Here is a 25,828-nt window from a genome sequence, read left to right as displayed (position 1 = left end):
GCGGGCGCCGGCGACACCGATGTCCGGTTACGGACGGTCGCCTGCGGGGGCCTTGGCCAGCGCCAGTGCGGCGATCCCGCTCAGCGGCAGCCCGGTGAGCTGCTCCGGCGTGAACCACCCCGCGCGGGCGGTGGATCCGCCGGCTAGCTCGGTCACCCGCGGCTCGGTGGGCGTGTCCACCGCCACCCGGTAGACCACCCGGATGCCGTGCCAGTCGAGCGGGCGCCCCTCCGGGCCCAGCGCGGCCGGGTTGTGCAGGTTGTCGACGCAGATCAGTTCGACCACCCGACCGAGCTGGCCGGACTCCTCGACCAGCTCGCGCAGCAGCGCGGCGACCGGCTGCTCGCCGTGGTCGGTCCCGCCGCCCGGCAGGTGCCACCGGCCGGCACCCGGGTAACCGTCGGCGATCATGGTGAGCAGCACCCGGCCCGCGCGGTCGGTGACCAGGCCGTACGCCCCGAAGCGCTGCCTCCGGTCGGGCGGGAGCGGGGCGACCGGCCCCTCCACCGGCGAGCGGGGCAGATCCGGCAGCAGGGGCGACACGGGCAGGCCGAGAAGCTCGGCGGTGAACGGCACCAGCGGCACCGCCGCCGCCTCGGCGGTCGTGAACCAGCCCGCCTCGTCGCTGCCGCCGGCCGGCTCCGGCCGCAGTTCGCCGCCGCGCGCGACGACATCGAAGACCACGCGGTCGGTGTGCACCGCGACGCCGTCGTCACGGAAGGTCGTCACGTCGGCGGACACCGCCCGCAGCCCGGTCACCTCGATCGTGAGGCCGGTCTCCTCGGCGAACTCGCGGACCACCGCGTGCGCCGGATGCTCGGCGTGCTCGACGCCGCCCCCGGGAAGCTGCCAGACGCCCGGGACCGGGCACGCGCCCGAGCCGCGGACCAACAACACCCGCCCGTCCGGGCCCCGACACACCCCGTACGCGCCGACCCGTCGCCGTCGTTCCACCCGCCCGCACTCCCCCGCCCGCGCCGACCCGTTCCGCCGATCATGAGGTTAGCCGCAGCGGGTCCGGCGTGACGCCCGGTCAACCTCATGATCGACGAACAGGAAGGGAGGACCCTGGGGACGGGGCGGTCAGGCCAGGCGGGCGGCCTGGACGGCTTCCGCCGTCACCTCGGTCAGGCGGTCGGTGGGGAGGGCGCCCAGCTCCTCGCGGCCGAACCAGCGGGCCTCGCAGGTGGAACCGCCGACGTCGGCGACGGTGGGCGGGGCCGGCTTGTCGACCACGACCCGGTAGAAGGCGCGGACGCCGTGCCAGTCGATCGGATAGCCCTCCGGGCCGAGGGAGGCCGCGTCCCGGTGGCTGGCCACGCCGAGCAGCTCGACGAGCCGGCCGGTCTGCCCGGTCTCCTCGACCAGTTCCCGGATCAGGGCGGCGCCGGGCTGCTCACCGTAGTCGGTGCCGCCGCCGGGCAGGTGCCAGCAGCCCGCCCCCGGGTAGCCGTCGGAGACGCGGGTGAGCAGCACCCGGTCGTCCGGGTCGGTCACCACCGCGTACGCGGCGAAGCGCTGGGCGCGGTGCAGCCCGTCGGGGCCGGGCACGGCGTAGAACGAGGGGAACTCCGGCGCCTCGTCCGGAACGATGTCGGCGGACGAGGCGGGCAGGCCCAGGGCCCGCGCGGTGAACGAGCGCAGCGGCAGCTCGCTGGCTTCCTCCGGGGTGAACCAGCGGGCCAGGTCGGTCGGCCGGTCGACCCGGTCGGCGAGCGTCCCGCCCCGCACCGAGACCTGGTAGATCAGGCGGTCGGTGTGGATGGTGATGCCCCGCTCCGGCAGCGCCCGCATGTCGGCGAGCACGTCGTGCAGGCCCGCGACGGTGACGGAGAGGCCGGTCTCGGCGGCGGTCTCCCGGACGACGGTGTGGTGCGGGTCCTCACCGTGGTCGACCGCCCCGCCGGGCAGCGACCACGTGCCGGGGGTGCCGGAGCGCTCCGATGCGCGGACCAGCAACACCCGGCCGACTGAGTCAGCACAAACTGCGTATGCCGCGATCCTGCGGAGCGGCTCCAGCATGGTGGTCACGGGGCCAAATTCTCCCCGGCCCGGGTTACCTCCATCGAAAAGAGTCAGATTCCTGACTGAATGCTCGCGCCTCAGGGGCGGGTCAGGGTAGGGATCCGGGCGGTCACCGAGGCCGCTCCGACGACCGGCGCGGACCGTGGAGACATGACCTACACCGCCCCTCCCCAGCCCCCGTACAAGCAGCTCCGTCGCCCCGTCACGGACCGGATGGTCGCCGGAGTGGCCAGCGGCCTCGGCCGGTACTTCGCCGTCGACCCCACCCTGGTCCGGGTGGTCTTCGCCGTCGCCGGCCTGCTCACCGGCGGGCTCGCGCTGCTCGCGTACCCGATCATGTGGTTCCTGATGCCCGAGGAGCCGGCCGGCGCGCCCGCCTGGCCGCACCCGGCGCAGGCCGCGCCGCCCACGGTGACGCAGCCGACCGTGGCGCAGCCGACGCCGCCGACCTATCCGCCGGCGGCGTGAGGCGGGATCACTCCCACTCGATCGTGCCCGGCGGCTTGCTCGTCACGTCCAGCACCACGCGGTTGACCTCGGCGACCTCGTTGGTGATCCGGGTGGAGATCCGGGCGACCACCTCGTAGGGCAGCCGGGACCAGTCGGCGGTCATCGCGTCCTCGCTGGAGACCGGCCGCAGCACCACGGGGTGCCCGTAGCTGCGGCCGTCGCCCTGCACCCCGACGCTGCGCACGTCGGCCAGGAGCACCACCGGGAACTGCCAGACGCCCCGGTCCAGGCCGGCGGCGGTGAGCTCCTCGCGGGCGATCAGGTCGGCCCGCCGGAGCAGGTCGAGCCGCTCCTGGTCGACCGCGCCGATGATCCGGATGGCCAGGCCGGGGCCCGGGAACGGGTGCCGCCAGACCATCGCCTCGGGCAGGCCGAGCTGGAGGCCGAGCGCCCGGACCTCGTCCTTGAACAGCGTGCGCAGCGGCTCCACCAGCGCGAACTTCAGGTCCTCCGGCAGGCCGCCGACGTTGTGGTGGCTCTTGATGTTGGCGGTGCCGGTGCCGCCGCCGGACTCCACCACGTCCGGGTAGAGGGTGCCCTGGACGAGGAACTCGACGTCGCCGTGGGCGGCCACCTCCCGCGCCGCGGCCTCGAACACCCGGATGAACTCCCGACCGATGATCTTGCGCTTCTGCTCCGGGTCGGTCACCCCGGCCAGGGCGTCGAGGAACCGCTCCTGCGCGTCGACCACCTTGAGCTTGATGCCGGTGGCGGCGACGTAGTCCTTCTCCACCTGCTCGGCCTCGCCGGCACGCAGCAGGCCGTGGTCGACGAAGACGCAGGTGAGCTGGTCGCCGACGGCCCTGTGCACCAGCGCGGCGGCGACGGCCGAGTCGACCCCGCCGCTCAGGCCGCAGATGACCTCCTTGTCGCCGACCTGCTCGCGGATCCGGGCGACCTGCTCGTCGATGATGTTCTCGGGCGTCCAGGTCGGCTCGATGCCGGCGATGTCGTGCAGGAAGCGGCGCAGCATCTCCTGGCCGTGCGCGGTGTGCCCGACCTCCGGGTGGAACTGCACGCCGGCCCGGCGGCCGGCCACGTCCTCGAACGCGGCGACCGGCGCGCCCGCCGACTCGGCGGTCACCGTGAAGCCCGCCGGGGCCTCGGTCACGCAGTCGCCGTGGCTCATCCACACCGGCAGGTCGGCCGGCAGGTCGCGGAGCAGCACGCCGGGGTCGAGGAGGCGGGGGCGCAGCGGGGTCCCGCCGTACTCGCGGTTGCCGGTGCGGGCCACGGTGCCACCGAGCGCCTGGGCCATCGCCTGGAAGCCGTAACAGATGCCGAAGACCGGCACCCCGGACGAGAACATGCCGGCGTCGATCTGCGGGGCGCCCGGCGCGTAGACGCTCGACGGGCCGCCGGAGAGGATGATCGCCGCCGGGTCCTTCGCCAGCATCTCGGCGACCGGCATCGAGTGCGGCACGATCTCGGAATAGACGTTGGCCTCACGCACCCGGCGCGCGATGAGCTGGGCGTACTGGGCTCCGAAGTCCACCACGAGGACGGGGCGAGGCGTGCTCATGGCAGCAGATCCTACCGACGGCGCCCGCGCCACCCCCGCCGGTCCGTCACCGCGCCGCCTCGGTGATCCCCCCGCGTGGGCGGGCGACGTCGTCCTCGACCGCGGGGGCGTACCCCTCGGCGACGCTGACCTTGCGCGCGATGACACCGAGCAGCACGCCGTAGATCACCTTGGAGGTGATGTCGGCCACGGTGTAGGTGATCTGCCTGGCCACCACCCCGTCGGCGGAGTCCCACATCGCCGGCATCAGGTAGGCACCCGGGTAGAGCAGCCAGGAGATGAGCACCAGCCACCAGACGGCCCGCGCGAGACCTCGGGCGGACTCCGGCAGCCGGGCCAGGCTGCCGAAGATCACCCGGGCGACCAGGACAAGCAGGAACAGGAAGAACGCCGTGCTGACCAGACCCCAGATCCAGTACGGGGCCGAGCGGTCCACCTCGTAGAACTGCCCGGCGTAGCCGGTGTAGATCATCCCGAGGCCGCCGACCACGAACATCGCCCAGTTGCGATGGAACGCCCGACCGGTGACCCCCAGCACGATCAGCAACTGGATCAGCAGGACGGGGACGTCGATGGACCAGTTCATGTACCGGTAGCCGTTGGAGAAGAGCACGTCCGACTGGACGTATGCCGTCCCGTTCCAGGTGAAGGCCTGGCGCCAGCGTTCCGAGAGCACCCACAGCTCGAAGAAGGCCGACACCATCACCACGGCGGAGAGCACCGAGGCGAGCTGGTAGCGCGGTGCGGCAGAGCCGCGGGTCGCGAGGAAGTAGACCAGCCCGGCAGCCATCACCGCGAAGCCCAACGTGAGCACGTGGGACACCAGCGTGTACTGGATCACGTTGTAACCGAACAGGTTCTCGACGTTCACGGTGACCTCACGGCTTTCTGCGCGGCACGAACCTGCCGCGACTGTCACATAAGGTGCTTTTTATGCGTATAGGTTATCTGTGCCAGCCGGCACCGGACTTCCGAACGAGATCTCCACCGGCGTGCCGGCAGCGGCGCCCCGCTTGCCTCCGGGCCGTCACAAAGCGCCGCCCGGCGGGCGCGGCGCCCAGAACCGGCCGAGGAGCGGACATGACCGAGTGGTGGCTGTGGACGTACGTGGCCGCCATGGCGGGCGGGGTCGTGCTGTTCAGCCGGTGGCGCGCGGATCCGCGGGGCGTTCCCCGCAGCGAGTACCGGGTGGCGATCGCCATCCCGCTCTGGTCCGGCTTCTGGTACCTGGTCCTGGCACTGGGCGCCGGCACGGCGGAGGTGGCCGGCCACACGCTCTACTGGGCGCGGTACGTCGACTGGGCGGTCTCCTCGCCCCTGTTGCTGGTGGCGCTGATGCTGACCGCGACGCACTCGCTGCCCGGACGCTGTTGGGGACTGACGGGCGCCCTCGTCGGGGCGAACCTGGTGGTCTTCCTCTGCGGGCTGGCCGCCGAGCTCGCGGCGAACGACACGATCCGCTACACCCTCTTCACGATCGGGGTCCTGGCCCTCCTCGGGCTCTACGGCCTGATCTGGGGACCGCTACGCACCCACGCGCACCGTCAGCCGGAAGGGATCGCGGCGGTGTACACGGAGGCGGCCCTGCTGCTCAGCGTGCTCTGGGTGGGCTACCCCCTGTTCTGGATGATCGGCCCAGCCGGTGTCGGCCTGGTCAGTTCCGCCACCACCAGCCTGCTCTTCGTCCTGCTGTCCATCCTGACGAAGGTGGGCTGGAGCATCCTCGATCTCGGCCGGCTACGCGCCCTGTCCGCCCGTGATCAGCTCACCGTCGTCTGACCCGGTGTCCGGGGCCGGCTCCCGGGTGCCGGTGTCGGACGACCGGGCGCCCGCCCGGACCGGACGACCGCCGACCGGCGCGGCGGAGGGCCCGGGACGGCCGGACCGGCTGCTGCGGCGCGTCGGCACGGCGACGCAGCTCGCCCTCGGCGGGCTGCTGGCGTCGTCCCCGCTGATCGCCGCCGCCGGGCCGGGCGACTCGCCGGCCTTCCTGGTCGCGGGACTGCTCCTCGGGCTCCCGCACGGCGCGGTCGACCATCTCGTGCCCGCCCGGCTGTCGGCGCGCGCCCGGCCGCTGTCGGCGCGGGTGGCGCTGCTGGCGGCCTACGCCGCCGTGGCCGGCGTCGGGCTGACGGTCTTCCGGGCCGCGCCGGACCTGGCGCTGGTCGGGTTCCTCCTCGTGTCGGTCGTGCACTTCGGCACCGCCGACGTGGCGTTCCACGCCGAGCGGGACCGCCGGCCGGTCCGGCCGGGGGTGACGGCCGTGCTCGCGTACGGGGGACCGCCGGTGGTCGTCCCGTTGGCGCTGTGGCGGGAGCAGGTCGACCCGTTGCTGGCGACGGTGGCCCCTCAGGCGCCGATGCTGCTCACCGACGAGGTGCGGGCGCTGGCACTGGCCACGGTCCTGTGCGCGGTCGCGGTCACCGCGATCCGGGACGTCCGAGCGGGACGCGCCCGCGACGCCGTCCAACCGGTCCTGCTCGCCGGGCTGTTCGGCACGGTGCCGCCGGCCCTGGCCGTCGGGGCGTACTTCGCGGCCTGGCACTCCTGCCGCCACGTCGCCCGGCTGCTGCGGCACGACCCGCGCAACACGGCCGACCTGGCGGCCGGACGGGTCGGACCGCCGCTGCGTCGCTTCGCCCGGCAGGCGGCGGCTCCCACGGCGGTAGCGCTCGCCGCCCTGCTCGCCCTGGTCACCTGGCCCGGCCACCGGGCGGACCCGCTGCCCGCGACGTTCGCCGTGCTGGCCGCGCTGACCCTCCCGCACGCAGTGCTGGTCGCCTGGGCGGACCGACGCGGGCCCGGGTCGCCGCGCCGGGCGGGTGACGGGCTGCTCCCCCGCCGGGGTGCCCGGCGCCGCGGTTGACCGGGCACCGGGTCCCGGTCACCACCGCAGGGCGCCGGGGGCGTCGGCCGGGACCGCCGGGAGGCGGGGTGCCACCGGCGCCAACCGGCGGTACGGCGCACCGAGCGGCGGCCTCGGGTCCACGTCGCCCTTGTTGGGCCAGAAGGACATCGCGCGCTCCGCCTGGGCGGTGATGGTCAGCGACGGGTTCACCCCGAGGTTCGCCGAGACCGCCGCGCCGTCGACCACGTGCAGCCCCGGGTGGCCGAACACCCGGTGCCACGGGTCGATCACGCCGTCGGCCGGGGTGGCGCCGATCACCGCTCCGCCGAGAATGTGGGCGGTCATCGGGATGTCGAACGGCTCGGTCAGGGCGCCGCCGGGCGTACCGCCGATCTCCTCGGCCAGCAGCCGGGCCGCCTGGTTGCCGGCCGGGATCCAGGTCGGATTGGGCGCGCCGTGACCCGGCCCGGAGACCAGGTGACGGCCGAACGGGCCGCGCCGCAGCCGGGTCGTCAGCGAGTTGTCCACCGACTGCATGACCAGGGCGATCACCGTCCGCTCCGACCAGCCGCGCACCGACAGCAGCCGGGCCGCCGTGCCGGGCTGGCGGAGCAGGACCCCCACCCAGCGGCGGAGCCGGCGTGGCCCGCCGTCGACCAGCAGCGACTGGAGCAGGCCCATCGCGTTCGAGCCCCGGCCGTAGCGGACCGGCTCGACGTGGGTCTGCGGGTCGGGGTGGAACGAGCTGGTGATCGCCACCCCCTCGGTGAAGTCGAGCCCCTCGGCGCGGGCCCGCCGGCGGGGCACCGAGGCGCCGAGGATCGCCTCCGAGTTGGTCCGGGTCAGCTCGCCGAGGCGGGGCGAGAGCGCGGGCAGGGCACCCTCCGCCTTCATCGTGTGCAGCAGCCGCTGGGTGCCGAGCGCCCCGGCCGCGAAGACCACCTGGTCGGCGTGGATCACCTGCCGCCGCGCGCGCAGCCAGGCCCCCGTGCGCACGGTGTGCACCGCGTACCCGCCACCGTCGGCCGGGCGGACGGCGGTGACCGTGGTCAGCGGGTGCACCCGCGCGCCGAGCCGCTCGGCCAGCCAGAGGTAGTTCTTGACCAGCGTGTTCTTCGCGCCCTGCCGGCAGCCGGTCATGCACGCGCCGCAGTGCGTGCAGCCGGTGCGCGCCGGCCCGGCGCCGCCGAAGTAGGGGTCGGTGGCCCGCTGGCCGGGCCGGCCGATGAACACGCCGACCGGGGTGGCGTGGTGGGTGTGCCCCGCCCCCATCCGGTCGGCCACCGCCCGCATCGCCCGGTCCGCGCGGGTGACGAGGGGGTACGTGGTGGCGCCGAGCATCCGCTTCGCCTGGTCGTAGTGGCCGGCCAACTCGTCGCGCCAGTCGGTGACGTCCCGCCACTGCGGATCGGTGTAGAAGGCGTCCAGCGGCTCGTAGAGGGTGTTGGCGTAGACCAGCGAGCCGCCGCCGACCCCGGCGCCGGAGAGCACCAGCACGCCGCCGCCGGCCTTCCGGTCGGCCGGACGCAGCAGGGTGAGCCGCTGGAGGCCGTAGCAGCCGAGGCGGGGCGCCCACAGGAACCGCCGCAGCCGCCAGGAGGTCTGCGGGAACTCGTCGTCGGCGAAGCGGCGCCCGGCCTCCAGCACCCCGACCGAGTAGCCCTTCTCGGCCAGCCGGAGCGCGGTGACGCTGCCGCCGAAGCCGGACCCGATGACGAGCACGTCGTACCGCATGACCGCATCATTACCGCTCGGTAGCCATCGCGCCAGCGCCCGATTTCGCGGGATCATGCTCCCGTCCGCGATCCGGAGGCGCCCGCCCGCAACTCGGTGCCCCCGTCGGGACGTTGTCATCACCGGGGGTGTCGCATGACTCAGCGGACAGGGGCGCCACGCCCACGATGGGTGCTGGGGCTGGCCGCCCTCGCGGCCGTGGTCCTGGTGGCCGTGGGCGCCCTGGTGGTCACCCGGCTCGTCCGCGACGACGGGCCGCGGCGCGCGATCGGGCCGACGGGCGGCACCGGGACGCCGCAGGCCACCCCCAGCCCCACCCCCGGCCCGACCGCGCCGCCGGGCGCCGGCATCACCGGCCCGCTCAACCTCCTGCTCGTCGGGGTGGACACCCGGGTCAGCGTGCCGGGCTGGGAGCCGCACGGCGACGCCGTGCTGGTGCTGCACGTGCCGAAGGGCCTCGACCGGGCGTACCTCTTCTCCCTCCCCCGCGACCTGCTGGTCGACATCCCGGCCTTTCCGAAGGCCGGCTACCGCGGCGGGAAAACCAAGCTCACCCACGCGATGAGCTACGGCAGCCGGGTGCCCGGCAAGCCCAAGCAGCCGAGCACCGCCCAGGGGTACGAACTGCTGCGCAGCACGGTCAGCGGCTACACGGGGCTGCGCTTCGACGCCAGCGCGGTGCTCACCTTCAACGGCTTCGACCGGCTGGTGGACACCCTCGGCGGGGTGGACCTCTACGTCGACCAGCGGGTGGTCTCGCTGCACCGCCGCCCCGACGGGCGGCACCGGGAGCCCGCGCCGGGCGGCGGCGGCTACGTCGGGCCGCAGATGGTCTACGAGAAGGGCGAGCGGCACCTCACCGGCTGGCAGGCGCTGGACTACGCCCGGCAGCGCTACGTCACCGGCGGCGGCTACGCCCGGCAGCGCCACCAGCAGCAGCTGATCAAGGCGTTGGCCACGAAGATCCTCGGCGAGGACCTGGCCCGGCAGCCGGAGCGCGTCCAGCAGGTGGTCGACGCGCTCGGCGGCACCCTGCTCTACGCGGGCGGGCCGCGCGTCGTGGACGTCGCGTACGCCCTCGGCGGGCTCACGCCGGAGAGGTTCGTGCTGGTCGACCTACCCGGCGCGGGCGTCGGCAAGGGCAGCGGCTACCGGGGCGAGGAGCTCACGTCGACCGGACGGAAGTTCCTCACCGAGCTGCGCGCCGGCCGGGCGGACGCCTACCTCGCCGCCAACCCGAAGCTGCGCATCACGCGCTGAGCGCCCTCACCGGCGCTCGTGCGGGCGGAGGGCCGTCACCGGCGCTCGGGGCAGGCGGAGGGCCGTCACCGGCGCTCGGGGCGGGCGGGGCGCTGCGTGCCGTACAGCCACGCCTCGAAGAGGTCGTCGAGCTGCTCGCCCGAGACCCGCTCGGCCAGCGCGACGAACTCGGCCGTGGTCGCGTTGGCGTCGCGCTTCTGCGCCGCCCAGGTCTTCAGGATCTCGAAGAACACCTTGTCGCCGACGGCCACCCGCAGCGCGTGCACCGTCATCCCGCCGCGCTGGTAGACCGACTCGCTGAACAGGTTCTCCGCCCCCGGCTCGCCCGGCGGCGTCCGCCACACCTGGCCGGACGAGCCGGCGTAGCGGGCGTCGAACGCCTGCTGGGCCGTGCGCCCGCCGTCGTGCTCGGCCCAGAGCCACTCGGCATACGTGGCCAGGCCCTCGTTGAGCCAGATGTCCTGCCACTTCGCCAGCGACACGCTGTTGCCGAACCACTGGTGCGCCATCTCGTGGGCGACCACGCCGGTGTTCTCGCCGCCGGAGAAGAAGCTCGCGGAGTAGACCGGGCGGCTCTGCGTCTCCAGGGCGTACCGGATCCGGGCGTCGGAGACCACCACGCCGCCGTACGCCCCGAACGGGTACGGCCCGAACACGCTCTCCAGGTAGTCGGCCACCTCGACGGTGCCGGCGATCGACCGGTCCGCCGCGCCCTCCGGCAGGTCGGTGGTGACCGCGTGGAACACCGGCCGCCCCTTGTGCTCGCCCTCGGTGAGCCGGAACCTGCCGATGACGACGGTGCTCAGGTAGCTCGCCATCGGGTTGCGCTCGGCCCACCTCCAGGTGGTCCAACCGCCGGTGGTGCTCCGCCCGGCCGGCACACCGTTGCTGACCGCCGTCAGCCCCTTCGGCACGGTGATCTCGAAGTCGTAGGTGGCCTTGTCCGAGGGGTGGTCGTTGACCGGGAACCACGTGCTCGCCGACTCGGGCTGGCCGAGCGCGATCGCCCCCTCGTCGGTGTGCAGGAAGCCCCCGAGGCCGAGGGCCTCGTTGCGCAGCGGCTCCGGCTCCCCCTCGTACGCGATCTCGGCGACGAAGCCGTTGCCCGCGATCAGGCCGCGGGCCGGCGTGACGACCAGCTCGTCGCCCTTGCGGCCGTGCTTCGCCGGGGCCCCGTCCACCGTCACGGAGCGCACGGTCAGCCCGGCCAGGTCCAGGTTGAACGCGGACAGGTCGCTGGTCGCCGCCGCCTGCACGGTGGTGGTCCCGGTCAGGCGGTCCTCCGCCGGGTCGTAGCGCACCTTGACGGTGTAGCGGCTGACGTCGTACCCGCCGTTGCCGTAGGTCGGGAAGTACTCGTCGCCCGCGCCGGCCGCCCCGGGCGTGAACTGGCGCGACGCGCCGGGCGAGGCGGCGCCCGGGGTCGGGGCCGGGGCCGGCTCGTCGGCCGACCCGCATCCGGCCAGCCCGAGCGTCCCGGCCAGCAGCAGGCCGGTACCCGCGCACAGCGTCCGCCGCGACAGCGTCATCGCCTCGTCCCTCCCTGCGCCGCCGGCTGCCCCACCGGCGGCCCCTGGCGGACCCGCGCCCGACGGGTGCCGCTCGCCCGGGCCGGCGGCGCGGAAGCGGCCGGTGCGGCGCCGGGGTCCGGCGGCAGCCTACCGAGCGCCGCCGGAAGCCCGGCCCTTGCCCGCCCGGCTCAGGGCAGCGCGGGGGCGCTCCCGCCGACGAGCCAGGCGTCGAGGAGCGGGCGCAGGGGCTTCCCGGCGACCCGCTCGGCCAGCGCGACCAGGTCGTCCGTGGTGGCGTTGCCGCCGCGCCGCTCGGCGGTCCAGGTCCGCAGGATGCGGAAGAACGTGTCGTCGCCGACCGTGCGGCGCAGCGCGTGCACGGCCAGCGCGCCGCGCTTGTAGACGGCCGAACCGAACAACCGGGACCGTCCGGGGTCGACGGACGGCCGGGACCAGTCGGTCGCGGCGTACTCCAGCTCGAAGGTGCGCTGGGCGGTGCGACCGCCGTCGTGCTCCTCCCACAGCCACTCCGCGTAGGTGGCGAAGCCCTCGTTGAGCCAGATGTCGCTCCACCGGCTCAGCGCCACGCTGTTGCCGAACCACTGGTGGGCCAGCTCGTGCGCGACCACCCCCGGGTTGGGCCGCCCGCCACGGAAGAAGCCCGGCCCGTAGACCGGCCGCGACTGGGTCTCCAACGCGTAGCCAATCCGGCCGTCGGTGACCACGACCCCGCCGTAGGAGTCGAACGGGTACGGCCCGAACCGGCTGGCCAGAAAGTCGGCGATCTCGCCGGTGCGGGCCAGCGAGGCGGCCTCCGGCCCGGTCGCCGGCAGGCTCGCCGGGACCGCCGTGACCATCGGCTTGCCGGCGTGCGTGCCGCTGCGCACCCGGTAGTCGCCGATCACCAGGGTCGTCAGGTAGCTGGCCATCGGCGACCGCTCGGCCCAGCGCCAGGTGGTCCAGCCGGCGGCGCTGGTCCGCTCCCCCGGCACCCCGTTGCTCAGCGCGGCCAGCCCGTCCGGCACGGTCACCTCGATGTCGTACGTGGCCTTGTCGGACGGGTGGTCGTTGACCGGGAACCAGGTGGCCGCCGACCAGGGCTGGCCGAGGGCGATCGCGCCGTCGGCGGTGTGCAGGAAGCCGCCGCTGCCGAGCTGCCCGTCGGCCTTCGCCGCCGGCACGCCGGAGTAGTCCACCTCGACGGTGAACCGGGCGCCCCGGGGAAGGCCGTCGCCCGGGGTGACGACCAGCTCGTCGCCGTCGCGGGCGGACCCGGCCGGCCGGCCGTCGACGGCCACCCGCGACACGTCCAGCCCGGCGAGGTCCAGGTTGAACCGGGACAGCCCGCTGGTCGCGGTGGCCGTGAGCGCGGCCCGCCCGGAGAGCCGGTCGGTCGCCGGGTCGTAGCGGACGGCGAGGCGGTAGCCCGCGACGTCGTAGCCGCCGTTGCCGGCCCCCGGGACGTACGGGTCGGCGAGGTCGGCCGCCCCCGGCCGGAAGCCGCCCCGCTCGTCGCCGTCGGTGCAGGCCGTGAACACCAGGGCCGCGACGACGGCGACGGCGAGCGCGGGGCGGATCCGACGGCGGGTACGACGCACCGGCCGAGCCTATCGGCGCGGCCGGTGCGGGTGGTGCTGCTTGCGCAGGTCAGCGGTCGAGGACCAGGCCGACCTTCTGGAACTCCTTGAGGTCGCGGTAGCCGCACTTGGCCATGGCGCGGCGCAGGCCGCCGAAGAGGTTGAGCTGACCGTCCGGCTCGTCGGCAGGGCCGAAGAGCAGCTGCTCCATCGAGCCGAGCGGCTCGCCGGCGGTCTCGAACGCGCCCCGGGGCAGCGACGGGTGGCTGGCGGCGGAGTGCCACCAGGCGCCGCCGGCCGGCGCCTCCGCGCAGAGCGACAGCGGCTCGCCGAGCATCACCGCGTCGGCGCCGCAGCCGAGGGCCTTGGCGATGTCGCCCGAGGTCTGGATGTCGCCGTCGGCGATCAGGTGCACGTACCGGCCGCCGGTCTCGTCGAGGTAGTCCCGGCGGGCCGCCGCCGCGTCGGCGATCGCGGTGGCCATCGGCACCCGGATGCCCAGCACCGACTCGGTGGTCGACCACTCGTCGCCGCCGATGCCGACGATGACGCCGGCCGCGCCCGTACGCATCAGGTGCAGCGCGGTCTTGTAGTCGGTGCAGCCGCCCACGACGACCGGGAGGTCCAGGTCGGCGATGAACTCCTTGAGGTTGAGCGGCTCGTCGGTGGTCGAGACGTGCTCGGCGGAGACGATGGTGCCCTGGATGACCAGGATGTCCACGCCGGCGTCGAGGATCACCGGGGCCAGCGCCAGGGTGTGCTGCGGGGAGACCCGCACCGCCACCGTGCCGCCGCCGGCGCGCAGCTCGCGGACCCGCTCGGCGATCAGGTCGGGGCGGATCGGCTCCGCGTACACCTCCTGGAGCCGCTTCGTGGTGCGGGCGTCCTCGTCGAGCCCGGACAGCTCCTCCAGGACCTTCGTCGGGTTCTCGTAGCGGGTCCACAGGCCCTCGACGTTGAGCACGCCGAGGCCGCCGAGCTGGCCGAGCCGGACGGCGGAGGCCGGGCTCATCGTCGCGTCCGACGGGTGCCCGACGCAGGGGATGCCGAACTGGTACGCGTCGAGCTGCCAGGCCGTGGAGACGTCGTCGACGTCCCGGGTCCGGCGGCTCGGCACGATGGCGATGTCGTCCAGGTGGTAGCCGCGCTGCGCGGTCTTGCCCAGCCCGATCTCGACCACGTCACGCATGGGGGACTCCAGTTGTCGCAGGGGGGGGATGGTCAGCGGGAGTGGTAGTTGGGCGCCTCGACCGTCATCTGGATGTCGTGCGGGTGGCTCTCCTTGAGCCCCGCCGCCGTGATCCGGATGAGCTGACCGCGGCGGTGCAGCTCGGGGATGCTCTCCGCGCCGACGTACCCCATCGCCGCGCGCAGCCCACCGGTGAGCTGGTGGGCGACCGCGGACAGCGGGCCCCGGTAGGGCACCTGGCCCTCCACGCCCTCGGGGACCAGCTTGTCCTCGGCGAGCACGTCCTGCTGGAAGTAGCGGTCCTTGGAGTAGGACTTGCCCTGGCCCCGGGACTGCATCGCGCCGAGCGAGCCCATGCCCCGGTAGGCCTTGTACTGCTTGCCGTTGATGAAGATCAGCTCGCCGGGGCTCTCCTCGCAGCCGGCCAGCAGGCTGCCCAGCATCACCGTGTCGGCGCCCGCGACGAGCGCCTTGGCGATGTCGCCCGAGTACTGGATGCCGCCGTCGCCGATGACCGGGACGCCGGCCGGGCGCGCGGCGCGCGCGGCCTCCATGATCGCGGTGATCTGCGGTACGCCCACGCCCGCGACGATCCGGGTGGTGCAGATCGCGCCCGGCCCGACGCCGACCTTCACGCCGTCGGCGCCCGCCTCGACCAGCGCCCGGGCGCCGGCGTAGGTGGCGACGTTGCCGCCGACGATGTCGATCGTCACGTCCTTCTTGAGCTGGCGGACCATGTCCAGCACGGCCCGCTGGTGGCCGTGTGCGGTGTCCACGATCAGCACGTCGACACCCGCGTCGACAAGCGCCCGGGCCCGCTTGTAGGCGTCGTCGCCGACGCCGATCGCGGCGGCCACCCGCAGCCGGCCGGCGTCGTCCTTGGTGGCGTTCGGGTACTGCTCGCTCTTGGTGAAGTCCTTCACCGTGATCAGCCCGCGCAGCCGGCCCGAGTCGTCGACGATCGGCAGCTTCTCGACCTTGTGCCGGCGCAGCAGGTCGAGGGCGTCGTCCTTGCTCACCCCGACCGGGGCGGTGACCAGCGGGGTGCGGGTCATGATCTGGTGGACCGGGGTGGCCGGGTCGGAGACGAACCGCATGTCGCGGTTGGTGACGATGCCGACCAGCTGACCCTCGCCGTCCACGACGGGCACGCCGGAGATGCGGTAGCGCCCGCAGAGGGAGTCGACGTCGCGCAGCGTGTCGTCGGGGCTGGCGGTCACCGGGTTGGTGATCATGCCGGACTCGGAGCGCTTCACGAGGTCGACCTGGAGCGCCTGGTCCTCCAGGGAGAGGTTGCGGTGCAGCACGCCGATGCCGCCCTGACGGGCCATGGCGATCGCCATCCGGGCCTCGGTCACCGTGTCCATCGCGCTGGAGAGCAGCGGGATCGACAGGTTGATGTTGCGGGTCAGCTTCGTCACCGTGTTGACCCGGCTGGGCACCACGTCCGACTCGCCCGGCTGGAGCAGCACGTCGTCGAAGGTCAACCCGAGCGGAACCACCCGGGCGGAGCCGGCGGGCAGCTCCGGCAGGTGGCCGCCCAGCTCGCCGCTGTCGGCGCCGGCCGGAAGATCGGTGCTGGGCGAAAATTCCACGATTGCTCCCCTGAGCTGCTCGGACGGGCTTCAGCGAGGTGGCGCGGGCGGGCACCGGCACACGCCGGGTGACGGGCGCGTCGTCCCATCGTACCCACCGACCCGCGCCGCTCCCGGCCGGTGGCGGCCCAGGTCACCGGTGGCGGGGGCGGACGCGGCCCTGGCGTTGGGTCTACGGTGAGGGGGTGCACGACGAGCCCATCGACCCCTTCAACGGCGACCCGGCTGATCCGGCCGCCGGCCTGCACGATCCGGGCGACGACGCCCCACTCGACCCGCTGACGGACGTCGAGCGACAGGACGTGCTGGAGGATCTCGCCGACCTGGAGATCTACCAGGCGCTGCTGGCGCCGATCGGGGTGCGCGGGCTGGTCATCGAGTGCGAGGACTGCCGGGAGCCGCACTACTTCGACTGGGACCTGCTGCGGGGCAACCTGCGCCACCTGCTCAGCTCGGGGCGCCCCCGGGTGCACGAGCCGGCCTACGACCCCGATCCGGACCACTACGTCACCTGGGACTACGCCCGGGGCTACGCCGACGGGGTGCACGACACGCTGACCGAGGGCACCGACGAGGAGCCCGGGTCCGAACGCTGAGCGGGCGATATCACCGAAAGTCATCGCGCGGTGGCGATCCGTGATCCATTTCACGATTTCCATATTTGCGTTGATCGATAACTGGGCGGAATGTTGAGGTGGTTGGGCCGAGTTGAGAAGCGTCCGCGGGGGCACTCGGAGTCTTCTCCGTGTGGCTGCCCGCGGACGCGCCAACCCCCGATCGGAGAGTTCGTGCATCAGCCACTCACGCATCGTCCGAAGAGGCAGTTGATTCTCCCCGTCGTGGCGGCAGCCGCCATGATCGCCGGCGCACTGCTCGTTCCCGCCCCCCGCCACGGCGGCGCCGGAACAGGAGCGCACCGAGCGGGCCGAGGTCACCGTCAGGACGCAGACCGACCGGAGAACCTCTCAGGCGCTCCGTGCGTTCTGGACCCCCGAACGCCTCGAGGAAGCGGCCAGGAATCCCGTCGACACTCCCGTGGTCCGCCCCGGCACCGCACCGAAGGCCGGAGCGGAAGCCCTCCGGGCCAAGGCGGAGACGGCCCCGACGGCCACGGCCGACGCGGTGCCGCCGGACAACTGGGTGCCCCGCCCCTCGTCCTCGCCCTCGATCTCGCCCCTCGCGGTGAGCGTCTCCCAGCGCGTCTCCAACACCTACGTCCAGCCGCAGTCGGCGGTGGGCCGGATCTTCTTCTCCAACCAGGCCGAGACGGAGTTCTACACCTGCAGCGGGACCTCCATCACCTCCACCACGAGGAACGCCGTGTGGACGGCGGCCCACTGCCTCCACCAGGGGTCGGGCGGTGAGGCGGGATGGTTCGCCAACCACGTCTTCATCCCGGCGTACTCGAACGGATCCGACCCGTTCGGCTGGTACTTCGGACTCAGCATCATCGCCTCCAATGACTGGATCAACGGCGGCGACCTGAAGGACTCCGACATGGGAGCCATGATCGTCGTTCCGGAGGACGGGCTGGATCTCCAGGGCCGGGTAGGGGGCTGGGGCTACACGTTCGGTGGAGGGACGGCGTTCACCAATGCCCGCTCGTACGGCTACCCGGTGATCGGCTACAACAGGCCCGACTCCGACTTCGCGGAGGGCGAATACATGATGTTCTGCGAGGGGAACATCGTCGACGCCGCGAACCTCAACCCCCTTGACGACCGGCTGAGGATGAACTGCGACATGGGCGGCGGGGCGAGCGGCGGCCCCATGGCGACCGGCGTCGGGACGAGCGGCGGCCCCCGGATCGTCGGCGTCAACAGCCATCGCAACGTCGACAGCAACGGGAACTACAACAACAACTATCTGTTCTCCGCCAACCACGGCAGTACGGCGGTCTCGATCATCAACGCCGTCAACAGCTGACCACACCAGCACAGGGGGACCTGCCCGAACCCTCGGGCAGGTCCCCCTGGCGCTAGTCCTTGGTGATCACCGGCATCGGGTTCGACAGCTCGGCGTCCTCGATGCGTTCCGGCGTCCAGACCTCGCGGACGTCCTGCGGAGAATCATCCACCTCGTGGACGCTGACCCCTCCCCCGGCATCCGGGAGGGCTCCGGAGATGGCGATGCCGGCAACCAGCAGCCCTGCGGCAGCAAGCGATGCTCCGACAATCTTCTTCGTCAGCGAGACCTTTCCGCGTCCGCTGTCATCCAAGAAGCTGCGACCAGCCATTCGCACTCCGCTTCTGCAAGAGGTAGAGCGCCTCCTCGGCATTTCTCGACGATCCATCATACCCCGGTGACCATTCGAAAAGCGGCGCCCGGCTCGGCGTACGGATGATGACCTTGAATCGCACGCGCCGGCATCCCTCCGACCTCAGGATCCGGTCCGCGGGCGGCTCGCCGCACCGCCCGAGGGGTACGACTCAGGCCACCAGGCCGGCGCGGAAGCCGGCCGCCACGGCGTGCGCGCGGTCGCGCGCGCCGAGCTTGCGGAACAGCCGCCGCGCGTGGGTCTTCACGGTGTCCTCCGAGACGAACAGCTCCCGGCCGATCTCGGCGTTGCTCTTGCCCTCCGCCATGCCCAGCAGCACCTGGAGTTCGCGTTCGGTGAGCCCGACCTGGGAACGGCCGCCGCGCGGGCCGGGCCCGCCCCGCCGCCCCGGGGGCGTGGCCTCCGCCGGCTCGTCGGCGGGCTCGGCCGGGTCGTCGCCGCGCTGCGCCGGCACCACCGTCGGCGTGCCGCCCGGGCCGTCGGAGGCCGTCGCCGACCAGGTGGGACCCGGTTCGGCGGGCGGCCGGCCGGCCTGGCCGGTACGGGCGGGACCGCCGACCGCCGCCGTGTCCCGGGCCGGATCGGTGACCGGGCGCCGGGCCGCCCTGCCGGGTGAGGAGAGCAGCAGCAGGGCCTTGGCCACCGCGCTGGTCAGGTCCTGGTCGACGCCCTGGATGAGGCCCCGGGCACCGGCGCTGATGGTGGCCGCGGCGGCCTCCGACTCCTCGGTGCCGAGCAGCAGCACGGAGGCCTGCGGCGCGCGGGCGAGCACCCGCCGGACGAAGCCCGCGCTGTCCGGCCGGGTGAGGGCCGTGTCCACGAGCACCACGTCGGCCGGGCGCTCGGCCAGTCGCAACATCACCTCGGGATCGGAGACGGCCGTCCGCACCACGGCGGACAACCCGAGCCGTGCCGCCGCGGACGCCAGATGCTGCGCCGCGAGCGGTGTCCGAACGCACACGAGAACCGTACGCACAGTGGTCTCCTCTCCGTCCAGAAGCAGACCATGACCGGGTCGGGTCGCGAGGGGGTTCGGGCAATCCTCCGAACTTTTCCGACAAGTGGGGCATATGCCACTAGTTGCCGGAAGTTTTCGATCACAGGTGTGTGAGCCGGCGAGCGCCCGGGTACGGAGGTCCCAGGCCGGAAACGGCGCGCCTGCGCGGACCGTCGCCCGGACGCCGATTCACCAGGATCTGCGCGGTGCCGCGCGGGAGGAGGGGTGCTGATGTCGAACGTACGCAGACTGCCCGGACCCATCGTCGACCTCTGGGACTGGCAGCGGCTCGGTGCCTGCCGGGGCCGGGACAGCGCGCAGTTCTTCCACCCGGACGGGGAGCGTGGCTCGTCCCGCCTGCGCCGGGAGTCCGGCGCCAAGGCAGTCTGCCGCGCCTGCCCGGTCCGGGCCGAGTGCGCCGCCCACGCCCTCGCCGTGCGCGAGCCGTACGGCGTCTGGGGCGGCTTCAGCGAGTCGGAGCGGCTGCGGCTGCTCGCCGTCGGCTGGGAGGACCTGGCCGACCGCCGCCAGAGCCGGGTGGACGTGGCCCGACTGGAGGCCCGACTGGGCCAGCCGCACCGGTCTACCGTCCCCGCCCAGCGCAAGATCGCCTGAGCCGGCGGCCTTCGAGACCACACCGACGCCGCGTCCCCGCCCGGGGACGCGGCGTCGCGGCGTTCCCGCCCGCGCGCACCCTGTCCCCCGGCCCGGCGGGGCGCTCAGCGCACCGTGACGGTGACGGTGTGCCAGCCGGTGGCGCCGTCCGGGGCGACCGCCTGCCGCCGCCCGGTCTGCGTCTCGCCGGTGACGTCGGTCGCCCGGACCGAGAGGGTGTGCTCCCCCGGGGTGGCGTCCCACCGCCACGACCACTGGACCCAGGTGTCCACCGAGACCACGGGAGCCAGCTCCGCCTCGCGCCACGGCCCGTCGTCGACGCGTACCTCGACGCGGCGGATGCCGCGGTGCTGCGCCCAGGCCACCCCGGCCACCGTGACCGCCCCGGCGGTGAGCCGGTTGCGCGGGCGGGGCGTGTCGATCCGGGACTGGGTCTTCACCGGCCCCCGCGCCGACCAGCCGCGCGGCACCCAGTACGCGTCGAAGTCCGCGAAGCTGGTCAGCTCCAGCTCGGTCACCCACTTGCAGGCCGACACGTACCCGTACAGGCCGGGCACCACCATCCGCGCGGGGAAGCCGTGCCGCACCGGCAGCGGCTCGCCGTTCATCCCCACCGCCAGCAGCGCGTCGCGCCCGTCCCGGAGCACCGCGGTCGGCGTGCCGCAGGTCCACCCGTCCACCGAGCGGCCCACGACCTGGTCGGCGCCCTCCTCCGGCTCGGCCTCGTCGAGCAGCTCCCGGATCGGCACGCCCAGCCAGCGCGCGTTGCCGACGAGGTCCCCGCCCACCTCGTTGGAGACGCAGGCGAGGGTGACGTACCGCTCGACCATCGGGCGGGCGAGCAGGTCGGCGAAGCTCAGCTCGATCTCGTTGCGTACCCGGCCGTGGATGCGCAGCCGCCAGGTCTCCGGGTCCACCTGGGGCAGCACCAGCGCGGTGTCGATCCGGTAGAAGCCGAAGTTCGGCGTGACGTACGGGGCGAGCTGGGTCAGCGACAGGTCCGCCCCCGCCGGCACCGCCGGGGCGGGCGCCGCCGGTGCGGGCAGCGCGACGGCCTCCCGGGCCGCCGACACCCCCCGCCGGCCGGCGAGCCACCGGCCGCCGAGCCCGGCCACCCCGGCCGCGCCGACCAGCAGGCCGGCCCCGGTCAGGAACCGCCGCCGCGACGCCGGGTCGCTGGGCTCCAACGGCTCCGCAGGCGCCGCTACGGGCGGCGGCGCGGCCCCCTCGGCGGGCGGCGGCGGCGCGGGCGCCTCGGCGGCGGTGGGCGGCGCGGCCCCCTCGGCGAGGGGCGGCGGCGCGGGCCGTGCGGTGGGCGGGGACCAGGGCCACGGGTCGAGTTCGAGCGGACCGGCGACGAAGGCCCAGAGCACCGCCGCCCCGAGCCCGGCGCCGACCAGCGAGGGCAGCGCGTCGGTGGGCCCGGCGCCGGCCCGGGTCACGGCGGCGGCCACGCCGAGGGCGGCGAAGGCGGCGATACCGGCGAGGCCGATCGCCAGCCGGCGCAGGGAGAGCACGCCGAGCAGCGCGGCGAAGGCGGCGAGCAGCAGGCCCGTCCCGACCAGCAGTGCGATCTTGTCGTACGTGCCGAAGAGGGCGATGCCGAGCTGCTTGAGCGGCTCGGGCACCGTGTCGACCACGAGCCCCCCGACGGCGACCAGGGGCGCCGAACGGGGACCGGTCAGCACCGCCACCAACTCGGCGGAGCCGATCGCCACCGCGGCGGCGGTGACCCCGGCCAGGGCGGCGTACCCGCGCGTCGTGCTGCTCATCGAGCCAGTGTTTCCGATGCGCCCGCCGGCCGGTAGTCGCGCCGGCGCCCGCAAAGGCGTCGGGGCGCACCGTCACGCGGACGGTGCGCCCCGACGAGGCGTACGGCGAGGGTCAGAAGCCCGGGCCGTGCTGGTGGCCGTGGCCGTGGCCGTGGCTGTGGCCGTGCCCGCCGGCGGCCGGCTCGGCCTTCTCCGGCTTCTCCACCACGAGGCTCTCCGTGGTGAGCAGCAGGCCGGCGATCGACGCGGCGTTGGTGACCGCGTTGCGGGTCACCTTCACCGGGTCGACGATGCCGGACTTCGCCAGGTCGACGTACTCGCCGGTGGCGGCGTCGAGGCCGTGGCCCCACTCCTTGCCGGCGACCTTGTTGACGACGACGTAGCCGTCGTGGCCGGCGTTCTGGGCGATCCAGCGCAGCGGCTCGACCAGCGCCTTGCGCACGATCGAGACGCCGACCTTCTCGTCACCGGTGAAGCCGAGGTCGTCGTCGAGCACCGGCAGGATCTGCACCAGGGCGGCGCCGCCGCCGGGGACGGTGCCCTCCTCGACCGCGGCCTTGGTCGCGGCGATCGCGTCCTCGATGCGGTGCTTGCGCTCCTTCATCTCGACCTCGGTCGCGGCGCCGACCTTGATGACCGCGATGCCGCCCGAGAGCTTGGCCAGCCGCTCGGCGAGCTTCTCCCGGTCCCAGTCGGAGTCCGAGGCCTCGATCTCCTTGCGGATCTGCGCGACCCGGTCGGCGACCTCGCTCGACTTGCCACCACCGTCGACGACCGTGGTGTTCTCCTTGTCGACCACGACGCGCCGGGCGGTGCCGAGCACCTCCAGGCCCACCTGGTCGAGCTTGTAGCCCAGCTCGGGCGCGACCAGCTCGGCGCCGGTGAGGATCGCCATGTCCTGGAGCATCGCCTTGCGCCGGTCACCGAAGCCGGGGGCCTTGACCGCGCAGACCTTGAGGGTCTTGCGGATCGAGTTGACCACCAGCGTCGACAGCGCCTGGCCGTCGACGTCCTCGGCGATGATCAGCAGCGGCTTGCTGTTCTGGAGGACCTTCTCCAGCAGCGGCAGCAGCTCCTCGATCGCCGAGATCTTCTGCGTGGTGATGAGGATGTACGGGTCCTCCAGGACCGACTCCTGCGACTCCACGTCGGTGACGAAGTTCGGCGAGATGAAGCCCTTGTCGAACTGGAGACCCTCGGTCACGTCCAGCTCGGTGTGCAGGGCGGAGCCCTCCTCGACGGTGATGACACCGTCGCGGCCGACCTTCTCCATCGCCTCGGCGATCAGCTCGCCGATCGTGGCGTCCTGCGCGGAGATCGTCGCGACGTGCGCGATCGACTTCTTGTCGGCGACCTCGACCGCGCGGCCGAGCAGCGCCTCGGAGACCTTGGCGGCCGCCGCGTCGATGCCCCGCTTGAGGCCGGCCGGGTTGGTGCCGGCAGTGACGTTGCGCAGGCCCTCGCGGACCATCGCCTGGGCCAGCACGGTGGCGGTGGTGGTCCCGTCGCCGGCGACGTCGTTGGTCTTGGTCGCCACCTCCTTGACCAGCTGCGCACCGAGGTTCTCGTAGGGGTTGGTGAGCTCGATCTCCTTGGCGATGGTCACGCCGTCGTTGGTGATCGTGGGCACACCGAACTTCTTGTCCAGGACGACGTTGCGCCCGCGCGGGCCGAGGGTGACCTTGACCGCGTCCGCGAGGGCGTTGACACCGTGCTCGAGCAGGTGCCGGGCGTCGTCCGAGAAGCTCAGGATCTTCGCCATGAATGTCCCTTCGAAGCGACGTCGCCCCGGCCCGGCGAGCCGGACCGGGGCGACGACACTGATCGGTTGCTTACTTCTCGATGACCGCGAGGACGTCGCGGGCGGAGAGCACCAGGTACTCCTCGCCGGCGTACTTGACCTCGGTGCCGCCGTACTTCGAGTAGATGACGGTGTCGCCGACGGAGACGTCAACCGGGATCCGGTTGCCCTTGTCGTCGATCCGGCCCGGGCCGACAGCGAGGACGGTGCCCTCCTGCGGCTTCTCCTTGGCGGTGTCGGGGATCACGATGCCCGACGCCGTGGTGGTCTCAGCCTCGTTCGCCTGGACCAGGATCCGGTCCTCGAGCGGCTTGATCGCAACCTTGGTCGCGGTAGTCACGGGCATACCCTCCTGGGGTACTGGTTTCGTTACCGGTCGGCGAGCGACCGGCGTCAATCTGCCACATGCCACCGGGCGGGGCCGTCGTCGCGGGTGCCGGTCCGCCTGGCGTTCAGCGCCCGGGCCACGAGGCCCGGAAGCTGGCACCCTCGGGGTGAGAGTGCTAATCGCAGGTTATTCCTCGGCTAGCACTCCGTCAAGGAGAGTGCCAACCCGCCGGCCGGCGCGTCGGGTCCGCCGACCACAATGGCCGGGTGGATCTCGACCAACTCGCCGCCCTGCGTACGCCCGAGGGGTCGGCCGCGCTCGCCGCGGCCGCGCGGGTGGCCGGCGGCGATCCGCTGACCGCGGCGGCGGCGCTCCGCTCGACCGGGCTGCCGGCCGGCCTGGCGTCGGCCGCCCTCACCCAGGCCGAGCTGCGGCGCCGGGCGGTCGGCAAGTTCGGGCCGGCGGCGGCGGGGATGTTCCTCACCCGGGCCGGGCTGGAGCAGGCCACGCGGGGCGTCGTCGCGGCACGGCGGGCCGAGCGGCTGCGGGCCGCCGGGGTGCGCACGCTCGCCGACCTCGGCTGCGGCCTCGGCGCAGACGCGCTCGCCGCGGCCCGCGCCGGCATCCGGGTGTACGGCGTGGAGGCCGACCCGCTGACCGCCGCGATGGCCGCCGCGAACGCCGAGGCGGCCGGGCTGGCCGAGCTGTTCACGGTGGAGCGCGGCGACGCCACGGCGTTCGACGTGGACCGGGTCGACGGGGTGTTCTGCGACCCGGCGCGGCGCAGGGCGGGCACCGGGCGGCGCATCTTCGACCCGAACGCCTACTCCCCGCCCTGGGACTTCGTGGTCGGGCTGGCCGAGCGGGTGCCGCACACCGTCGTGAAGGTGGCGCCCGGCATCGACCACGCGCTGGTCCCGGCGGGCGCCGAGGCGGAGTGGGTGAGCGTCGACGGCGACCTGGTCGAGGCGGCCCTGTGGTGCGGCGAGCTGGCGCAGGTCCCCCGCCGCGCCACCCTGCTGCGCGACAGGCAACGGCCCTCCGTCGACGCCTCCGGCGCGGGAGGGGGGCCCGCCGATCGGCCGGCCGGCTCCTGCCAGCTGGCCGGCTCCGGCGCCGCCGAGGCCACCGTCGGCCCGGCGCGCCGGTTCCTGTACGACCCCGACCCGGCGGTGGTCCGCGCGCACCTGGTCGCCGAGCTGGCGGAGACGCTGGGCGCGACGCTGGCCGACCCGAGCATCGCCTACCTCTACGCGGACGCGCCGACGCCGACGCCCTTCGCCCGCTGCCTGGAGGTCACCGACGTGCTGCCGTTCTCGCTGAAGCGGCTGCGGGCGCTGCTGCGGGAGCGTCGGGTCGGGCGGGTGGAGATCCTCAAGCGCGGGTCCGCCCTGGAGCCCGAGAAGCTGCGCCGGGACCTGCGGCTGGCCGGGGACGAGGCGGCCAGCCTGGTGCTGACCCGGGTCGCCGGGGCGCCGACGGTGCTGCTCTGCCGGCCGGTCGGGTAGCGCGCGGGACCGTTGCGCGCCGGCGTCGACCGTCCGGCCCTTTTCGGCTCGCGGGTCGCGCGGGGTCGGGTTAGCTTGACCGTCATGGCGGGACAGGGCACTCCGGCGACCGCGCTGCTGACGAAGCGGAAGATCGCCCACAGCACCCATCCGTACGACGTCTCCCCGGACGCGCCGAACTACGGCGCGCTGGTCGCGGCGGCGTTGGGGGTGCCGCCGGAGCGGGTGTTCAAGTCGCTGGTCGCCGAGGTCGACGGCGCGTTGACGGTGGCGGTCGTGCCGGTCACCGGCGAGCTGGACCTCAAGGCGCTCGCGGCGGCGGCCGGCGGCAAGCGGGCCGCCATGGCCGACCGGGCGGTGGCCGAACGGGCCACCGGCTACGTGCGCGGCGGCATCAGCCCGCTCGGCCAGCGCCGGCGGCTGCCCACGGTGCTCGACTCGTCGGCGCTCGACCATCCCACCGTCTACGTCTCGGCGGGCCGGCGCGGCCTCCAGCTCCAGCTCGCCCCCCGGGATCTGGTGACGCTCACCGGGGCGGCCACGGCCCCGCTGTCGGCCCGTTGAGCTGGGCCGCTCCCGGCCGCGACGAGAGAGCGCTCCCCCGGTCGGCGACGGCCGGGTGTCAGGGACGTTGCTGAATTGTTACTGCCGACAACAAACTCGCGACCTCGGTGCTCTTGTGCCCACGCCGCCGCGCGGAATACGTTGCCGGACACAACAAACCAACATCGTCCCCCACCCCCGAAAGGACCCTGCTG

23 protein-coding genes are annotated in these 25,828 nt (G+C 73.8%); 9 read left to right on the top strand and 14 right to left on the bottom strand.

Annotation, left to right across the window (positions count from 1 at the left end; all coding sequences use genetic code 11):
- Nucleotides 1-27 precede the first annotated feature (27 nt).
- Both ACFHW0_RS05280 and ACFHW0_RS05275 read right to left on the bottom strand, forming a co-directional pair.
- The gene (locus ACFHW0_RS05280; RefSeq protein WP_416605821.1) at nucleotides 28-954 is read right to left on the bottom strand and encodes an NUDIX hydrolase; all 927 of its coding nucleotides are present in this window, start codon (nucleotides 952-954) and stop codon (nucleotides 28-30) included.
- 129 nt (nucleotides 955-1,083) lie between these two features.
- Entirely contained in the window at nucleotides 1,084-2,031 is a 948-nt protein-coding gene (locus tag ACFHW0_RS05275) for an NUDIX hydrolase (RefSeq protein WP_121399811.1), read from the bottom strand.
- A gap of 144 nt (nucleotides 2,032-2,175) precedes the next feature.
- Between ACFHW0_RS05275 and ACFHW0_RS05270 the strand changes: the two genes are divergently transcribed.
- The gene (locus ACFHW0_RS05270; RefSeq protein ID WP_416605819.1) at nucleotides 2,176-2,493 is read left to right on the top strand and encodes a PspC domain-containing protein; all 318 of its coding nucleotides are present in this window, start codon (nucleotides 2,176-2,178) and stop codon (nucleotides 2,491-2,493) included.
- A gap of 7 nt (nucleotides 2,494-2,500) precedes the next feature.
- Here the strand turns inward: ACFHW0_RS05270 and guaA are convergent, their stop codons facing one another.
- Both guaA and ACFHW0_RS05260 read right to left on the bottom strand, forming a co-directional pair.
- Nucleotides 2,501-4,057, bottom strand: a complete 1,557-nt coding sequence (gene guaA / locus ACFHW0_RS05265) for a glutamine-hydrolyzing GMP synthase (protein ID WP_416605818.1) — start codon at nucleotides 4,055-4,057, stop codon at nucleotides 2,501-2,503.
- Between the two features lie 46 nt (nucleotides 4,058-4,103).
- Nucleotides 4,104-4,928, bottom strand: coding sequence for a bacteriorhodopsin (locus ACFHW0_RS05260; protein ID WP_416605817.1), 825 nt, complete (start codon nucleotides 4,926-4,928; stop codon nucleotides 4,104-4,106).
- Between the two features lie 209 nt (nucleotides 4,929-5,137).
- Between ACFHW0_RS05260 and ACFHW0_RS05255 the strand changes: the two genes are divergently transcribed.
- Nucleotides 5,138-5,836 carry a bacteriorhodopsin gene (locus tag ACFHW0_RS05255; protein ID WP_416605816.1) on the top strand — a complete coding sequence of 233 codons (699 nt, stop codon included), beginning with the start codon at nucleotides 5,138-5,140 and terminating at the stop codon, nucleotides 5,834-5,836.
- Between the two features lie 4 nt (nucleotides 5,837-5,840).
- Nucleotides 5,841-6,923, top strand: coding sequence for a Brp/Blh family beta-carotene 15,15'-dioxygenase (locus ACFHW0_RS05250; RefSeq protein WP_416605814.1), 1,083 nt, complete (start codon nucleotides 5,841-5,843; stop codon nucleotides 6,921-6,923).
- 18 nt (nucleotides 6,924-6,941) lie between these two features.
- Here the strand turns inward: ACFHW0_RS05250 and ACFHW0_RS05245 are convergent, their stop codons facing one another.
- Nucleotides 6,942-8,639: an FAD-dependent oxidoreductase gene (locus tag ACFHW0_RS05245; RefSeq protein WP_416605813.1), complete on the bottom strand. Its 1,698-nt coding sequence runs from the start codon at nucleotides 8,637-8,639 to the stop codon at nucleotides 6,942-6,944.
- Nucleotides 8,640-8,774: 135 nt separating this feature from the next.
- On the opposite strand from ACFHW0_RS05245, the gene ACFHW0_RS05240 reads away from it, so the two are divergent.
- Nucleotides 8,775-9,899, top strand: coding sequence for an LCP family protein (locus tag ACFHW0_RS05240; protein ID WP_416605811.1), 1,125 nt, complete (start codon nucleotides 8,775-8,777; stop codon nucleotides 9,897-9,899).
- A 65-nt stretch (nucleotides 9,900-9,964) separates the two neighbouring features.
- On the opposite strand, the gene ACFHW0_RS05235 is transcribed toward ACFHW0_RS05240, so the two are convergent.
- From ACFHW0_RS05235 to guaB, 4 genes are all read right to left on the bottom strand, one after another.
- Nucleotides 9,965-11,428: a M1 family metallopeptidase gene (locus ACFHW0_RS05235; protein ID WP_416605810.1), complete on the bottom strand. Its 1,464-nt coding sequence runs from the start codon at nucleotides 11,426-11,428 to the stop codon at nucleotides 9,965-9,967.
- Nucleotides 11,429-11,598: 170 nt separating this feature from the next.
- Nucleotides 11,599-13,008, bottom strand: coding sequence for a M1 family metallopeptidase (locus ACFHW0_RS05230; RefSeq protein WP_416605809.1), 1,410 nt, complete (start codon nucleotides 13,006-13,008; stop codon nucleotides 11,599-11,601).
- A gap of 49 nt (nucleotides 13,009-13,057) precedes the next feature.
- A complete protein-coding gene (locus tag ACFHW0_RS05225) occupies nucleotides 13,058-14,176 on the bottom strand; it encodes a GuaB3 family IMP dehydrogenase-related protein (RefSeq protein ID WP_416605807.1) in 1,119 nt (372 codons plus the stop codon).
- Between the two features lie 32 nt (nucleotides 14,177-14,208).
- Nucleotides 14,209-15,771 carry an IMP dehydrogenase gene (gene guaB / locus ACFHW0_RS05220; protein WP_416605806.1) on the bottom strand — a complete coding sequence of 521 codons (1,563 nt, stop codon included), beginning with the start codon at nucleotides 15,769-15,771 and terminating at the stop codon, nucleotides 14,209-14,211.
- Nucleotides 15,772-15,956: 185 nt separating this feature from the next.
- On the opposite strand from guaB, the gene ACFHW0_RS05215 reads away from it, so the two are divergent.
- Both ACFHW0_RS05215 and ACFHW0_RS05210 read left to right on the top strand, forming a co-directional pair.
- Nucleotides 15,957-16,367 (top strand): DUF5319 domain-containing protein, encoded by a 411-nt coding sequence (locus ACFHW0_RS05215; RefSeq protein WP_416605805.1) that lies wholly within the window; start codon nucleotides 15,957-15,959, stop codon nucleotides 16,365-16,367.
- A 439-nt stretch (nucleotides 16,368-16,806) separates the two neighbouring features.
- Nucleotides 16,807-17,697: a trypsin-like serine peptidase gene (locus ACFHW0_RS05210; protein ID WP_416605804.1), complete on the top strand. Its 891-nt coding sequence runs from the start codon at nucleotides 16,807-16,809 to the stop codon at nucleotides 17,695-17,697.
- Between the two features lie 52 nt (nucleotides 17,698-17,749).
- Here ACFHW0_RS05210 and ACFHW0_RS05205 read toward each other — a convergent pair whose 3' ends face one another.
- Together ACFHW0_RS05205 and ACFHW0_RS05200 are read right to left on the bottom strand one after the other, a co-directional pair.
- Nucleotides 17,750-18,007 carry a hypothetical protein gene (locus ACFHW0_RS05205; protein WP_416605803.1) on the bottom strand — a complete coding sequence of 86 codons (258 nt, stop codon included), beginning with the start codon at nucleotides 18,005-18,007 and terminating at the stop codon, nucleotides 17,750-17,752.
- 193 nt (nucleotides 18,008-18,200) lie between these two features.
- Entirely contained in the window at nucleotides 18,201-19,025 is an 825-nt protein-coding gene (locus ACFHW0_RS05200; RefSeq protein WP_416605801.1) for a response regulator transcription factor, read from the bottom strand.
- Between the two features lie 252 nt (nucleotides 19,026-19,277).
- Between ACFHW0_RS05200 and ACFHW0_RS05195 the strand changes: the two genes are divergently transcribed.
- A complete protein-coding gene (locus ACFHW0_RS05195) occupies nucleotides 19,278-19,661 on the top strand; it encodes a WhiB family transcriptional regulator (protein ID WP_089003203.1) in 384 nt (127 codons plus the stop codon).
- Between the two features lie 104 nt (nucleotides 19,662-19,765).
- Here ACFHW0_RS05195 and ACFHW0_RS05190 read toward each other — a convergent pair whose 3' ends face one another.
- The 3 genes from ACFHW0_RS05190 to groES all read right to left on the bottom strand — a co-directional run bounded on the left by ACFHW0_RS05190 (nucleotide 19,766) and on the right by groES (nucleotide 23,580).
- A complete protein-coding gene (locus ACFHW0_RS05190) occupies nucleotides 19,766-21,433 on the bottom strand; it encodes a molybdopterin-dependent oxidoreductase (RefSeq protein WP_416605800.1) in 1,668 nt (555 codons plus the stop codon).
- Between the two features lie 112 nt (nucleotides 21,434-21,545).
- A complete protein-coding gene (gene groL, locus ACFHW0_RS05185; RefSeq protein ID WP_416605799.1) occupies nucleotides 21,546-23,195 on the bottom strand; it encodes a chaperonin GroEL in 1,650 nt (549 codons plus the stop codon).
- A 70-nt stretch (nucleotides 23,196-23,265) separates the two neighbouring features.
- Entirely contained in the window at nucleotides 23,266-23,580 is a 315-nt protein-coding gene (gene groES / locus ACFHW0_RS05180) for a co-chaperone GroES (protein WP_121399825.1), read from the bottom strand.
- A gap of 248 nt (nucleotides 23,581-23,828) precedes the next feature.
- On the opposite strand from groES, the gene ACFHW0_RS05175 reads away from it, so the two are divergent.
- A complete protein-coding gene (locus ACFHW0_RS05175; RefSeq protein WP_416605797.1) occupies nucleotides 23,829-25,070 on the top strand; it encodes a THUMP-like domain-containing protein in 1,242 nt (413 codons plus the stop codon).
- Between the two features lie 84 nt (nucleotides 25,071-25,154).
- Nucleotides 25,155-25,634, top strand: coding sequence for a Cys-tRNA(Pro) deacylase (gene ybaK / locus ACFHW0_RS05170; protein WP_416605795.1), 480 nt, complete (start codon nucleotides 25,155-25,157; stop codon nucleotides 25,632-25,634).
- The last annotated feature ends 194 nt before the right edge of the window (nucleotides 25,635-25,828 follow it).

It is taken from the genome of Micromonospora sp. LOL_025 (assembly GCF_048060285.1).
Lineage (GTDB): Bacteria > Actinomycetota > Actinomycetes > Mycobacteriales > Micromonosporaceae > Micromonospora.
The sequence above is the reverse complement of the archived record's forward strand: the minus strand, read 5'-3'. Positions and strand labels throughout refer to the sequence as shown.

Bases quoted from the DNA above. Each gene is read 5' to 3' on its own strand.
- ACFHW0_RS05270 (WP_416605819.1), top strand. From the start codon at position 2,176: ATGACCTACACCGCCCCTCCCCAGCCCCCGTACAAGCAGCTCCGTCGC.
- ACFHW0_RS05190 (WP_416605800.1), bottom strand. From the start codon at position 21,433: ATGAGCAGCACGACGCGCGGGTACGCCGCCCTGGCCGGGGTCACCGCC.
- ACFHW0_RS05240 (WP_416605811.1), top strand. From the start codon at position 8,775: ATGACTCAGCGGACAGGGGCGCCACGCCCACGATGGGTGCTGGGGCTG.
- ybaK (WP_416605795.1), top strand. From the start codon at position 25,155: ATGGCGGGACAGGGCACTCCGGCGACCGCGCTGCTGACGAAGCGGAAG.
- ACFHW0_RS05235 (WP_416605810.1), bottom strand. From the start codon at position 11,428: ATGACGCTGTCGCGGCGGACGCTGTGCGCGGGTACCGGCCTGCTGCTG.
- ACFHW0_RS05245 (WP_416605813.1), bottom strand. From the start codon at position 8,639: ATGCGGTACGACGTGCTCGTCATCGGGTCCGGCTTCGGCGGCAGCGTC.
- ACFHW0_RS05205 (WP_416605803.1), bottom strand. From the start codon at position 18,007: ATGGCTGGTCGCAGCTTCTTGGATGACAGCGGACGCGGAAAGGTCTCG.
- ACFHW0_RS05195 (WP_089003203.1), top strand. From the start codon at position 19,278: ATGTCGAACGTACGCAGACTGCCCGGACCCATCGTCGACCTCTGGGAC.
- ACFHW0_RS05255 (WP_416605816.1), top strand. From the start codon at position 5,138: ATGACCGAGTGGTGGCTGTGGACGTACGTGGCCGCCATGGCGGGCGGG.
- ACFHW0_RS05225 (WP_416605807.1), bottom strand. From the start codon at position 14,176: ATGCGTGACGTGGTCGAGATCGGGCTGGGCAAGACCGCGCAGCGCGGC.
- groL (WP_416605799.1), bottom strand. From the start codon at position 23,195: ATGGCGAAGATCCTGAGCTTCTCGGACGACGCCCGGCACCTGCTCGAG.
- guaA (WP_416605818.1), bottom strand. From the start codon at position 4,057: ATGAGCACGCCTCGCCCCGTCCTCGTGGTGGACTTCGGAGCCCAGTAC.
- groES (WP_121399825.1), bottom strand. From the start codon at position 23,580: ATGCCCGTGACTACCGCGACCAAGGTTGCGATCAAGCCGCTCGAGGAC.